Below are 12,782 nucleotides of genomic sequence, written 5' to 3' on the forward strand. Positions count from 1 at the left end.
CTCGGCCATGATGGGCGCCGGTTCCAGCGACGCCGGCCCCGCCCGCCAAGCGCGCACGCCGCAAGAGCGGGCCGCGCGCCAGCAACGCCGCCGCGAAGCCGCGAGCGCGCCGCAGTGATGAGCGTTGCGCCAGCGGCGGAGGGCGCATGAACCCCTCCCGTCCTTTCATCCTGCGGCCGGTCGCCACCTCGCTGCTGATGCTGGCCATCGTGCTGGCCGGCCTGATCGGGTTCCGATTGCTGCCGCTGTCGGCGCTGCCGCAGGTGGACTACCCCACCATCCAGGTGCAGACGCTGTACCCGGGCGCCAGTCCCGAGGTGATGGCGCAGACCGTCACCGCCCCGCTGGAGCGGCAGTTCGGGCAGATGCCGGGGCTGGACCGCATGATTTCGAGCAGCGCCGCCGGCGTTTCCATCATCACGCTGCAGTTCGGCCTGGGCGTCGCCCTCGATGTGGGCGAGCAGCAGGTGCAGGCCGCCATCAATGCCGGTGGCTCGCTGCTGCCGGCCGACCTGCCGGCGCCACCGGTGTACGCCAAGGTGAACCCGGCCGACGCGCCGGTGCTGACGCTGGCGCTGACGTCGCAGACGCTGCCGCTGACGCAGGTGCGCAACATCGCCGACACCCGGCTGGCGCTGAAGATCAGCCAGGTCAGCGGTGTCGGCCTGGTTTCGCTGGCTGGCGGCCAGCGGCCCGCCGTGCGCATCCAGGCCGACAACCGGGCACTGGCCGCCATGGGCCTGACGCTGGACAACATCCGCACGACGATCGCCAGCGCGAACGCCAACGCGGCCAAGGGCAGCATCGACGGCCCAACCCGCTCGTACACCATCAATTCCAACGACCAGCTGCTGACCGTCGAGGACTACAGCAACCTGATCGTCTCGTTCCGCAACGGCGCGCCGGTGCGGCTGCACGAAGTGGCGCAGGTGGTGCAAAGCGCCGAGAACGTCAAGCTCGGCGCCTGGGCCGCCATGTGCCCCCAGGCCGCTGCGCGTCCGCCCCCCGAGGCGGGCAACTGTCTAGGGGCCCGTCGACAGCTGGAACCCGCCATCATCCTGAACGTGCAGCGCCAGCCCGGCGCCAACGTGATCGCCACCGTCGATGCCATCAAGGCCCGCCTGCCCGAGCTGACCGCCGGCCTGCCCGGCGCGATCCAGCTCGACGTGCTGGCCGACCGCACCACCGGCATCCGCGCTTCCGTGCACCACGTGCAGCTGGAGCTGATCCTGGCCGTGGTGTTCGTGGTGCTGGTGATCTTCGCCTTTCTGCACAGCCCGCGGGCCACGCTGATCGCCAGCCTGTCGGTGCCGATCTCGCTGATCGGCGCCTGCGGGGTGATGTACCTGCTGGGCTACAGCCTGAACAACCTGTCGCTGATGGCGCTGACGATCGCCACCGGCTTCGTGGTGGACGACGCCATCGTGATGATCGAGAACATCACGCGCCACATCGAACAAGGCGACCCGCCGATGGAAGCCGCGCTCAAGGGCGCCAGCGAGATCGGCTTCACCAGCATTTCGCTGACGGTGTCGCTGATCGCTGTCCTGATCCCGCTGATGTTCATGGGCGACGTGATCGGCCGGCTGTTCCGCGAATTCGCGGTGACGCTGGCCGTCACCATCCTGATCTCGATGGTGGTTTCGCTGACGCTGGTGCCGATGATGGCGGCGCGCTGGCTGAAACCGGCTCACGGGTCCCAGCGCGGCTTGGGCGCCAGGATCCAGACCAGCTTCGACCGCGTGATCCACCGCTACGACCAGTCGCTCACCTGGGTGCTGGCGCGCGAGAAGCTCACGCTGCTGGTGGCGCTGGCCACGCTGGTGCTGACGGTGCTGCTGTACATCTGGATTCCCAAGGGCCTGTTCCCGACCCAGAACACCGGCCAGCTGCAGGTGCGGGTGGAGGCGATGCAGTCGATCTCGTATCCGATGATGGCGCAATTGCAGCAGGCGGTGGCGCGCGAGCTGATGCAAGACCCGGCGGTCGCCACCATCGCCAGCTTCGTCGGCGTCGACGCGGCCAACAACACCATGCTGCACACCGGCCGCATGCTGGTGAACCTGAAAAGCGGGCGTGGCGGTCTGGAAGACGTGATCGCCAGCCTGCGTCGGCGGGCCCAGAAAGTGCCCGGCGCCACGCTCTACTTCCAGCCGGTGCAGGACCTGACCATCGAGTCCGAGAGCGGGCCGACGCAGTACCGCGTGGCGCTGGAAGCGGCCGACACGGCCACCGTCGACGCCTGGGCGGCCAGGCTGGTGGAGCGGCTGCGGCAGCAGCCCAAGCTGCGCAACGCCACCACCGACGCCGGCGCGCGCGGCGCGGCGGTGTACGTGGAGGTCGACCGCGACACGGCGGCGCGGCTGAACATCAGCACCGCGAGCATCGACGACGCGCTGTACAGCGCCTTCGGACAACGCATCGTCTCGACCATCTTCACCGAGACCAACCAGTACCGGGTGATCCTGGAGGCGCGCACCGACAAGGCCGCCACCGTGGATGCGCTGAAGGTGCTGCAGCTGCGCACCGGCTCGGGCGAGCCGACGCCGTTGTCGGCGGTGGCGCGCATCGTGGAGCGGCAGGCGCCGCTGCAGATCACGCACGTGGCGCAGTATCCTGCCGCCACCATCGGGTTCGACACGGCCGAAGGCGTGGCCCTGGGCACCGGGGTGGACGTGATCCGCTCCGTGATCGCCGACATGAAGCTGCCGGCTGGCGTCACGGCCACCTTCCTGGGCGCCGCCGGCGCCTACGAGACTTCGCTGGCCAACCAGCTGTGGCTGATCCTGGCGGCGGTGGTGTGCGTCTACATCGTGCTGGGCGTGCTGTACGAGAGCTACATCCACCCGCTGACCATCCTGTCGACGCTGCCGTCGGCGGGCGTGGGCGCCTTGCTGGCATTGATGATCTCGGGCAACGACCTGGGGGTGATCGGCATCATCGGCATCATCCTGCTGATCGGCATCGTCAAGAAAAACGCGATCATGATGATCGACTTCGCGCTGGACGCCGAGCGCGACGAAGGCAAGCCGCCGCGCGAGGCGATCCACCAGGCGGCACTGCTGCGCTTTCGCCCGATCATCATGACCACGCTGGCGGCGCTGTTCGCGGCGGTGCCGCTGATGCTGGGCTTCGGCGAAGGCGCCGAGCTGCGCCGTCCCCTGGGGCTGGCGATCTTCGGCGGCTTGATCGTCAGCCAGTTGCTGACGCTGTTCACGACGCCGGTGATCTATCTGGCGTTCGACCGGGTGGGGCGCCGGTGGAACAAGAGCGACCTTGCGGGGCGCCCCCGCCCCAACCGGGCCCCCGAGGGGGAGGGGGCAGGAGAACAGGGCAGGGGTGAGGGCGCTTCCGAAGGAGCAAGATGAACCTCTCCGCCCCCTTCGTCCGCCGCCCGGTCGGCACGGTGCTGCTCACCGTCTGGATCGCCCTGGCCGGTATCGCCGCGTTTTTCCACCTGCCGGTGGCGTCGCTGCCGCAGGTCGACTTTCCGGTGATCTCGGTCTCGGCCAGCCTGCCCGGCGCCAGCCCGCAGACCATGGCCAGCAGCGTGGCGACGCCGCTGGAGCGGCGGCTGGGGACCATCGCCGGCGTCAACGAAATGACGTCGCGCAGCAGCAGCGGCAGCGCCCGCGTCACGCTGCAGTTCGCCTTGAATCGCGACATCGACGCGGCCGCCCGCGAAGTGCAGGCAGCGATCAACGCGTCGCGCAGCGATCTGCCCGCGACGCTGCGCAGCAACCCGACCTACCGCAAGGCGAATCCGTCGGCGGCGCCGGTGATCATCCTGGCGCTGACGTCGGACACCCGCACGCCGGGCCAGATCTACGACGCGGTGTCGAACATCGTGCAGCAGAAGATCGCCCAGGTCTCCGGCGTCGGCGACGTCGAGCTCGGTGGCGGCTCGCAGCCGGCGGTGCGGGTCGAGCTGATTCCGTTTTCGCTGAACCACTACGGCATCGCCACCGAGGACATCCGCGCCGCGCTGCAGGCCGGCACCGCCAACCGGCCCAAGGGCGACGTCGAGGTCAACGGCCAGCGCATGCAGGTCTACACCACCACCGGCATGGCCAACGGCGGCAAGTCGGCGTCCGACTACCGCAACCTGGTGGTCGGCTGGCGCAACGGCGCCGCCGTGCGGCTGTCCGACGTCGCCGAGGTACAGGACGGGGTCGAGAACATCAACACGCTGGGGCTGTTCAACGGCCAGCCGGCGGTGATCGTCACCGTCACGCTGCAGCCTGGCGCCAACGTGATCGAGACGGTGGACGGCGTGCGCGACCTGCTGCCGTCGCTGCAGCAGGCGCTGCCCGACGACATCAAGCTGCAGGTCACCTCGGACCGCACCAATTCCATCCGCGCTTCGCTGCACGAGGTGGAGATCACGCTGTTCATCTCGATCCTGCTGGTGGTGCTGGTGGTCAGCGTGTTCCTGCGCAGCGCCCGCGCCACCTTCATCCCGGCCGCCGCCACCATCGTGTCGCTGCTGGGCACTTTCGCGGTGATGTACGTGCTGGGCTTTTCGCTCAACAACCTGTCGCTGATGGCGCTGACGGTGGCCACCGGCTTCGTGGTCGACGACGCCATCGTGGTGCTGGAGAACACGGCGCGCCACGTCGAGGCCGGCATGAACCGCTTCGAAGCGGCGCTGCTGGGCGCGCGCGAGGTCGGCTTCACCGTGCTGTCGATCAGCCTGTCGTTGGTGGCGGTGTTCATCCCGCTGCTGTTCATGGGCGGCCAGGAAGGCCGGCTGTTCCGCGAGTTCGCGGTGACGCTGTCGGCGGCGGTGCTGATCTCGTTGGTGATTTCGCTGACCACCACGCCGATGATGTGCGCCTGGCTGCTGCGCCCGCACGCGCGCGCGCAGCCGCCCGGGCGCATCTCGCGCGGCCTGGAGCGGATGTTCGCCGCCATCCAGAAGGGTTACGAGCACGCCCTGGACTGGGCGCTGTCGGCGCAATGGCTGGTGCTGCTGCTGCTGGCGCTGATCATCGGGCTGAACGCCTTCCTGTTCATCAAGATCCCCAAGGGCTACTTCCCGCGCCAGGACGCCGGCCAGATGCAGGGCGGCCTGCGCGCCGACCAGAGCATTTCGTTCCAGGCCATGCAGGCCAAGCTGCGCGAGGCGGTGGAGATCATCCGCGCCGACCCGGCCGTCGACACGGTGGTGGCCTTCACCGGCGGCAGCCGGGCCGGCGGCGGCTTCATGTTCGTCAACCTCAAGAAAGACCGCCAAGCCCGCGCCGAGGCCGTCGGTGCCAGGCTGCGCCCGCAGCTGGCGCAGATCACCGGGCTGAGCATCTTCCTCAACCCGGTGCAGGACCTGCGCGTCGGCGGCCGCCAGAGCAACAGCACCTTCCAGTACACGCTCAAGTCGGACAACGAGCAGGACCTCAAGCTCTGGGCGGTGCGGCTGGCCGAGGCGATGAAGCGGCAGGAGGCGCTGGTGGACGTGGACACCGACCAGCAGGAGAACGGCGTCGAGACCTTCGTCGAGGTGGATCGCGAAAGCGCCAAGCGCCTGGGCATCAGCTCGCGCGACGTCGACAACGCGCTGTACAACGCCTTCGGCCAGCGCCAGGTGGCGACCATTTACGACGACCTGAACCAGTATCGGGTGGTGATGCAGGTGGCGCGGCGCTACATCCGCAGCCCCGAAGACCTGAAAGACGTCTATGTGCCGGCCAACAATACCGGGCCGGCCACGGCGCAGGCATCGGCCAGCGCCACCGGCATCGCCCCGACCGCGACCGCGACCACCGGCACTTCTTCGGCCAACCCAGCGCTGCGCGACGCGTCCACCGGTGCCGCGGTGAGCGGCGCGGCGCGCACGATGGTGCCGCTGTCGGCCGTCGCGAAATTCACCGAGCGGCCCACCGCCACCTCGATCGAGCACCAGGACGCCGAGCTGGCCACCACCGTCTCGTACAACCTGGCCGAAGGCTTCAACATGGCGCAGGGCGAAGCCGCGGTGCGGGCGGCCGAGGCCGAGATCCGGATGCCGACCAACGTGCGTGGCAGCTTCCAGGGAACGGCGGCGGCGGCGCAGCAGTCGCAGCAGCAAATGCCGATGCTGATCCTGGCGGCCATCGTCGTCATCTACATCGTGCTGGGCGTGCTGTACGAAAGCCTGGTGCACCCGATCACGGTGCTGTCGACGCTGCCTTCGGCCGGCATCGGCGCCGTGCTGGCGCTGCTGCTGTTCAAGCTGGATTTTTCGATCATGGCGCTGATCGGGCTGTTTCTGCTGATCGGCATCGTCAAGAAGAACGCCATCCTGATCATCGACTTCGCCCTGGATGCGGAGCGCTCGCGCGGCCTGGCGCCGTACGACGCGGTGCGCGAGGCCTGCCTGCTGCGCTTTCGCCCGATCCTGATGACGACGCTGGCCGCGGCGCTGGGCGCGCTGCCGCTGGCGATCGGCTTCGGCGAGGGCGCCGAGCTGCGCCGCCCGCTGGGCATCACCATCGTCGGCGGCCTGCTGGCCAGCCAGGTGATCACGCTGCTGACCACGCCGGTGGTCTACCTGCTGCTCGACAAGCTGCGCCGGCGCAGCCCGCTCGAGGGCCAGCTGGCACGCCACGCCGACGCGCAAGCTTCGAACGCATGAAAAAAAATCACCTTCCCCCAGGGTGTGCGGCCTTGCCGCGTACCGTCCCCCCGGCCAGCCCCAAGGTGCGCAGGGCAAGCCTTGCACGCCCTGCGCTGCTCGTTCTGGCGCTCCTGCTGGCCGGCTGCGCCTCGCTCCAACCCAGGTACGAAGTGCCGGTGGTTGAGACCCCGGTGGCCTTCAAGCAAGGGCGCGGCGCCTGGGTGCCGGCGGCGCCGGCCGACACGCTCGAGCGGGGCCCCTGGTGGCAGCTGTTCGACGACCCGGTGCTCTCCGCGCTGGCGGCGCAGGTCGAGGTCTCCAACCAGAACGTGGCGTCCGCCATCGCGGCCTATGCGCAGTCGCGCGCCATCACGCGCGAGCTGCGCGCCAGCCTGTTTCCGCAAGTGGGCCTGGACGCCGGTCGCAACGTGAGCGGCGGTGAAAGTCGCGCCACCAGCCGCAGCTACCAGGTGAGCATGGGCGTGAGCTGGGAGCCGGACGTGTTCGGCCGGCTGCGCCTGGGCGTGGACAGCGCCCGCGCCGGCGAGCAGATCGCGCGGGCCGACCTGGCGGCGGCGCTGCTGGCGTCGCAAGGCGAGCTGGCGGCCAACTACTTCGGCCTGCGCGAAGCCGACATGCAGGCCGGCTTGCTGGCCCAGACGCTCAAGGGCTACGAGCGCACCTTGCAGATCACCAGCAACCGCTACCAGGCCGGCGTGGTGGCGCGCACCGACGTGCTGCAGGCCGAGACCCAGCTGGCCAACAGCCGCGCCGAAATGCTGGGGCTGGAGCGCACCCGCGCGGTGTTCGAGCACGCCATCGCGGTGCTGGTGGGCAAGGCGCCGGCCAACTTCGCCGTTGCTGTGGATCCGAAGTGGACGGCGCGGGTGCCGGCGCTTCCGCCGGAAGTGCCGTCGACCTTGCTGCAGCGCCGGCCCGACATCGCGTCGGCCGAGAGGCGCATGGCGCGTGCCAACCAGCAGATCGGCATCGCCCGCGCCGCCTTCTTCCCCAGCTTCGGCTTGTCCGGCTCGGTCGGCCAGAGCGCCGCCAGCCTGGGCGACCTGTTCAGCGCGTCGGGCCTGGTCTGGGCGCTGGGGGTTTCGGTGGCACAGATCGTGTTCGACGCCGGCGCCACCAGCGCGCGCGTGGACCAGTCACGCGCCGCGCTGGACCAGGCCGCGGCCGCCTACCGGCAGGCGGTGCTGCAGGCGTTCCAGGACGTGGAAGACCAGCTGGTGGCGCTGCGCGTGCTGCAGCAGCAGCAGGTGCTGCGCCTGCAGGCGGCGCGCGCCTCGGAGCTGGTGGAGCAGCAGGTGCTGAACCGCTACCAGGCCGGCCAGGTGAACTACACCGAGGTGATCCAGGCGCAGGCCAGCGCCGCCAGCGCCCGCCGCGCCTTGGTGCAGGCGCAGATCGATCGCCAGGTGGCGGCGGTGGCGTTGATCCAGGCGCTGGGAGGCGGCTGGCGCGGGCCGTGACCTCCGGGATCAGCCCTTGTCCGGCTCCGTCCCTTGCCCCAGCAGCGCCAGCATGCCGCCCTCCAGGGCCTCCATGTGCCGCGACAGCTGCGGCGTGGATTCCTTGGAGATCTTCATGTAGCCGCGGAAGGTCCGCAGCAGGGTGGGACGGTCGCCGTGGTGCAGCAGCACCGTGGCCAGCGCGGCCTGCAGCACCTGCACCTGCGCCGCCAGCATCAGCTGGTTGTCCAGCATGCCCTGGATGCTCTGGGTGTGCACCTCGAGGGTGTCTTTCAGTTCCTTGTCGTCCATTGGCGGCCTCGAATTGCTTGCGGCCATTGTGACACCGGCGCGCCAGCTCAGCCTTTGGGCGGCGGCGTCTTCGGCTGGTAATCGCAGTACTGAACGACGGCGCACTGCCAGCACTTGGGCGTGCGCGCCACGCAGACGTAGCGGCCATGCAGGATCAGCCAGTGGTGCGAATCGACCCGGTACTCGGTCGGCACGCGCCGCATCAGGCCTTTCTCCACCTCCAGCGGATTCCTTCCCGGCGCCAGGCCGGTGCGGTTGCTGACGCGGAAGATGTGCGTGTCGACCGCCATCGCGTCCTCGCCCCAGGCGACGTTGAGCACCACGTTGGCCGTCTTGCGGCCGACGCCGGGCAGGGCTTCGAGCGCCGCGCGGTCGCGCGGCACCTCGCCGCCATGCCGCTGCACCAGCATGCGGCAGGTTTCCAGCAGGTGCTTGCCCTTCATCCGGTACAGCCCGATGGTCTTGATGAACTCCTCCAGCCCCGCCGGCCCGAGGTCCAGGATGGCCTGGGGCGTGTTGGCCACAGGGAACAGGCGCCGGGTGGCCTTGTTGACACCGACGTCGGTGGCCTGCGCCGACAGCAGCACCGCCACCAGCAGCTCGAACACCGTGCTGTATTCGAGCTCGCTGGCAGGCATGGGGTTGGCCGCGCGCAGCGTCGCGAAGAAGGGCTCGACGTCCTGGTCTTTCATGCGGCGGAGTCTATCGGGGAGCCGGGCAACTCAAGGCAGCTTGCCCTGGAACTCGCGCGCCACCGCCGCCAGCAGCGCGCCCTTGCCCGAGTCTCGCCGTTGCACCAGCGCCATCCGGCGCTCCTCGGCCTGCGGAATCTCCAGCACCCGCAGCTTGGTGTCGGCCTGCCAGCGGGCGTCGCGCAGCAGCGGCACCAGCGTGATGCCCAGGCCGGAACGCACCAGGTCCACCATGGTCTCCAGCGCATTGAGCTCCAGCAATTCCTGCGGCCTGGCACGCAGGCGCTTGAGCGTGCGTTCGACCAGCCGGCCGGTGTGCTGGCTCGGATCGAACCGGATGAAGGGCTGCGCCTGCAGCAGCGTGCGCAGCGGCGCTTCCTGCAGCTTGCGCGGCAGCAGCAGCACCATCGCCTCGCTGTAGAGCGGGGTCCAGGCCAGCTGCGGCCGCGCCGAGCCGGCTTCGCGCACGACGACGGCGGCATCGAGTTCGCCGGCCTGCACCCGCTCCACCAGCTCGATCGACTTGGCGGCGGACACGTGCAGGTCGAGCGCCGGATGGCGCGCCTTCAGCGTCAGCGTGGCCTGGATCAGCGGCCGCACCGCCGACACCACCGCGCCCAGGTGCACCGTACCGGCCATGGCGTGGCTGCCGGCGCCCGGCGCCAGCATCTGGTCGTACAGCCCCAGCAGGCGGCGCACCTGCGGCACCAGCGCGCGGCCGGCCTCGTTCAGCACCACCGCCTTGCCCTGGCGCTCGAACAGCGGCCGCCGCAACTCGGCCTCCAGCACCCGCATCTGCTGGCCGACGGCGGCCTGCGTCAGCGCCACGCGGGCCGCAGTGGCGGCGAACGAACCCTCGGCGGCCACGGCCGAGAAGGTGCGCAGGATGCGGATGCTGCTCATCCCTCATCGTAAAGCACGGCTTTAGCGTGGTTAAAGGATTATTCGCTTTTCCTTTGCCGTCGCGGTTCCTATGATGGGCCCCATGAAGTTGCTCGCCTCGCTCCTCGTTGCCGCCACCAGCCTCTTGGTCGCGCCTGCCCATGCCCAGGGCTATCCGACCAAGCCGATCCGGCTGGTGGTTCCGTTCCCGGCCGGCGGCGCCACCGACATCTTCGCCCGCGCCGTCTCGCAGAAACTCGGCGAGCGGCTGGGCGTCCCGGTGGTGGTGGACAACAAGCCGGGCGCCGGCGGCACCATCGGCTCCGACCTGGTGGCGAAGGCGCTGGCGGACGGCTACACGCTGCTGCTGGCCACCACCAGCACCCACAGCATCGGCCCGAGCTTTGGCAAGGTGCCGTACGACGCCGTCAATGACTTCACCCCGATCTCGCACGTCGGCAGCGCGCCCAGCATCATGCTGGTGCCCAACTCGGCGCCTGCCAAATCGGTCAAGGAGTGGGTCGATTACGCGCGCAAGAACCCCGGCAAGCTGAACTACGCGAGCAGCGGCAACGGCACCGTGGTGCACCTGGGCACCGAGTACTTCAAGGCGCAGGCCAACCTGTTCATGGTGCACATCCCTTACCGCGGCACGGCGCTGGCGATCCCTGACCTGGTGAGCGGCAAGGTGGACGTGCTGTTCGACTCGCTGCCCAGCGGATTGCCGCACGTCAAGGAAGGGCGGCTGCGCGCACTGGGCATCACCAGCGCCAAGCGTTCGGCGCTGCTGCCCGACCTGCCGGCGATCGCCGAGAGCGTGCCCGGCTACGAGACGGTGACCTGGTTCGGCCTGTACGGCCCCAAGGGCGTGTCGCCCGAGATCGTCAACCGCCTGAGCAGCGCCATCAACCAGTCGCTGCAAGATGCGGACGTCAAGGACAGGCTGGCCCGCCTGGGCATCGAGCCGGCCGGCGGCACGCCGGCGCAGTTCGCCGCCATGGCCAACGCCGACCGCGCCAAGTGGAAGAAGATCATCGACGAGCGCAAGCTGACGGCCGATTGACCCGACACCTTTGTCATTGCGGCTTGACCCGCAATCCCCGACGGCGCCCATGGATCCCGGGTCAAGCCCGGGGATGACAACCATGCGCCCGGATGACACCAGGAAAACATAGCCATCATGAACTTTGACTTCGCCAATCCGTATCCCACCGCGCGCATCCCGGTCTTCGCGCGCAACGTCGTCTCCACCTCGCATCCGCTGGCCGCCCAGGCCGGCTTGCGCATGCTGTGGAAGGGCGGCAACGCGGTCGATGCCGCCATCGCCGCGGCCGCCGCCATGACCATCGTCGAGCCGGTCAGCAACGGCCTGGGCAGCGATGCCTTCGCCATCCTGTGGGACGGCAAGGAACTGCACGGCCTGAACGCCTCCGGCCCGGCGCCGGCGGCCTGGACGCCCGGCTATTTCGCCAGCAAGTACGGCGACGCCGCCACCCCGCCCAAGCGCGGCATCGACTCGGTCACCGTGCCCGGCGCGGTGGCCGGCTGGGTGGCGTTGTCCGAGCGCTTCGGCAAGCTGGCGTTCGCCGACCTGCTGGAGCCGGCGGTCGAGATCGCCGAGCGCGGCTACCTGCTGCCGGTGGTGGTGCAGCAAAAGTGGCTGGCCGCGACCGGGGAACTGCGGAGCCAGCCGGGCTTCGCGCAAAGCTTTCTGCCCTGGGGCCGCGCGCCCAAGGTCGGCGAGCTGTTCCAGTTTCCGGCGGCGGCGCGGGCGCTGCGCGCCATCGCGGCGACCAGGGGCCAGGCTTTCTACGGCGGCGAGATCGCGCAGGCCATCGTGCGCTTTTCCCGCGAGCAGGGCGGCGCCCTGGCGGTGCAGGACTTCGCCGGCTTTCGCCCGGAGTGGGTCAAGACGATCGACAAAGACTACCGCGGCTACACGCTGCACGAGATCCCGCCCAACGGGCAGGGCATCGCGGCGCTGATGGCCGTGGGCATCCTGGACAAGTTCGACCTGGCCGGGATGAAGGTGGACGGCCCCGACGCGCAGCACCTGCAGATCGAGGCCATGAAGCTGGCCTTCGCCGACGTCTACAAGTTCGTCGCCGAAGGCTCCGCCATGGACGTGACGGCAGCGCAACTGCTGGACGACGGCTACCTGGCCAGCCGCGCCCGGCTGATCGACATGAAGCGGGCGCAGGACTTCGGCGCCGGCAACGTCGCCAAGGGCGGCACCATCTACCTGACGGTTGCCGACGAAGACGGGATGATGGTCAGCTTCATCCAGAGCAACTACATGGGATTCGGCTCGGGCGCGGTCGAGCCGAGCTTCGGCATCAGCCTGCAGAACCGCGGCCACGGCTTCAGCTTGAAGCCCGGGCCGAACCAGGTGGCGCCGGGCAAGCGGCCGTTCCACACCATCATCCCGGCCTTCCTGAGCCGGCCGAAGGCCGGTTCCCAGCCTGTCCCCGGGCAAGAGGGCCGGGGACAGGGGCTCACGGTCCGCGACATCGAGCCGGTCATGAGTTTCGGCGTGATGGGCGGCAACATGCAGCCGCAGGGCCATATGCAAACCCTGGTGCGCATGCTCGATTACAAGCAAAGTCCGCAGGCTGCCTGCGACGCGCCACGCTGGCGCTTCAACGCGGGACTGGCGCTCAACGTCGAGCAGCAGATGGACAAGGCCACCGTGCAGGCGCTGATCGGCCGCGGCCACAAGCTGGAAGTGATCAACGACAGCTACCAGGACTTCGGCGCCGGCCAGTTCATCTGGCGCGCCGGCGATACGAAAACGAAAGGCTACATCGCCGCAAGCGATTCCAGGCGCGACGGACTGGCTGCGGG

8 protein-coding genes are annotated in these 12,782 nt (G+C 69.4%); 5 read left to right on the plus strand and 3 right to left on the minus strand.

Annotated features, from left to right (window positions below):
- Positions 1-146 precede the first annotated feature (146 nt).
- Genes JWP65_RS11260 through JWP65_RS11270 form a run of 3 tightly spaced genes read left to right on the plus strand, consistent with a single transcriptional unit; the run spans position 147 to position 8,073 of the window.
- The gene (locus tag JWP65_RS11260) at positions 147-3,368 is read left to right on the plus strand and encodes an efflux RND transporter permease subunit (RefSeq protein ID WP_299763719.1); all 3,222 of its coding nucleotides are present in this window, start codon (positions 147-149) and stop codon (positions 3,366-3,368) included.
- Complete coding sequence (locus tag JWP65_RS11265; RefSeq protein ID WP_299763721.1) at positions 3,365-6,610, plus strand: efflux RND transporter permease subunit; 3,246 nt, start codon at positions 3,365-3,367, stop codon at positions 6,608-6,610. Before JWP65_RS11260 ends, JWP65_RS11265 begins: the two co-directional genes overlap by 4 nt.
- Positions 6,607-8,073 carry an efflux transporter outer membrane subunit gene (locus JWP65_RS11270; RefSeq protein WP_299763723.1) on the plus strand — a complete coding sequence of 489 codons (1,467 nt, stop codon included), beginning with the start codon at positions 6,607-6,609 and terminating at the stop codon, positions 8,071-8,073. The genes JWP65_RS11265 and JWP65_RS11270 overlap by 4 nt, the downstream gene beginning before the upstream one ends.
- Before the next feature lie 9 nt (positions 8,074-8,082).
- Here the strand turns inward: JWP65_RS11270 and JWP65_RS11275 are convergent, their stop codons facing one another.
- From JWP65_RS11275 to JWP65_RS11285, 3 genes are read right to left on the minus strand one after another with little or no spacing between them, the layout of a single operon-like run.
- A complete protein-coding gene (locus tag JWP65_RS11275) occupies positions 8,083-8,364 on the minus strand; it encodes a hypothetical protein (RefSeq protein ID WP_299763725.1) in 282 nt (93 codons plus the stop codon).
- Between the two features lie 47 nt (positions 8,365-8,411).
- Positions 8,412-9,056 carry an endonuclease III gene (gene nth / locus JWP65_RS11280; RefSeq protein WP_299763727.1) on the minus strand — a complete coding sequence of 215 codons (645 nt, stop codon included), beginning with the start codon at positions 9,054-9,056 and terminating at the stop codon, positions 8,412-8,414.
- 30 nt (positions 9,057-9,086) lie between these two features.
- On the minus strand, positions 9,087-9,959 hold the full coding sequence (locus JWP65_RS11285) for a LysR family transcriptional regulator (protein WP_299763729.1): 873 nt from the start codon (positions 9,957-9,959) through the stop codon (positions 9,087-9,089).
- Between the two features lie 82 nt (positions 9,960-10,041).
- On the opposite strand from JWP65_RS11285, the gene JWP65_RS11290 reads away from it, so the two are divergent.
- Complete coding sequence (locus JWP65_RS11290) at positions 10,042-11,001, plus strand: tripartite tricarboxylate transporter substrate binding protein (protein WP_299763731.1); 960 nt, start codon at positions 10,042-10,044, stop codon at positions 10,999-11,001.
- A gap of 117 nt (positions 11,002-11,118) precedes the next feature.
- A partial coding sequence (locus JWP65_RS11295) for a gamma-glutamyltransferase family protein (RefSeq protein WP_299763733.1) occupies positions 11,119-12,782 on the plus strand: 1,664 nt, incomplete at its 3' end.

The organism is Ramlibacter sp., assembly GCF_028292805.1.
GTDB lineage: Bacteria > Pseudomonadota > Gammaproteobacteria > Burkholderiales > Burkholderiaceae_C > Ramlibacter.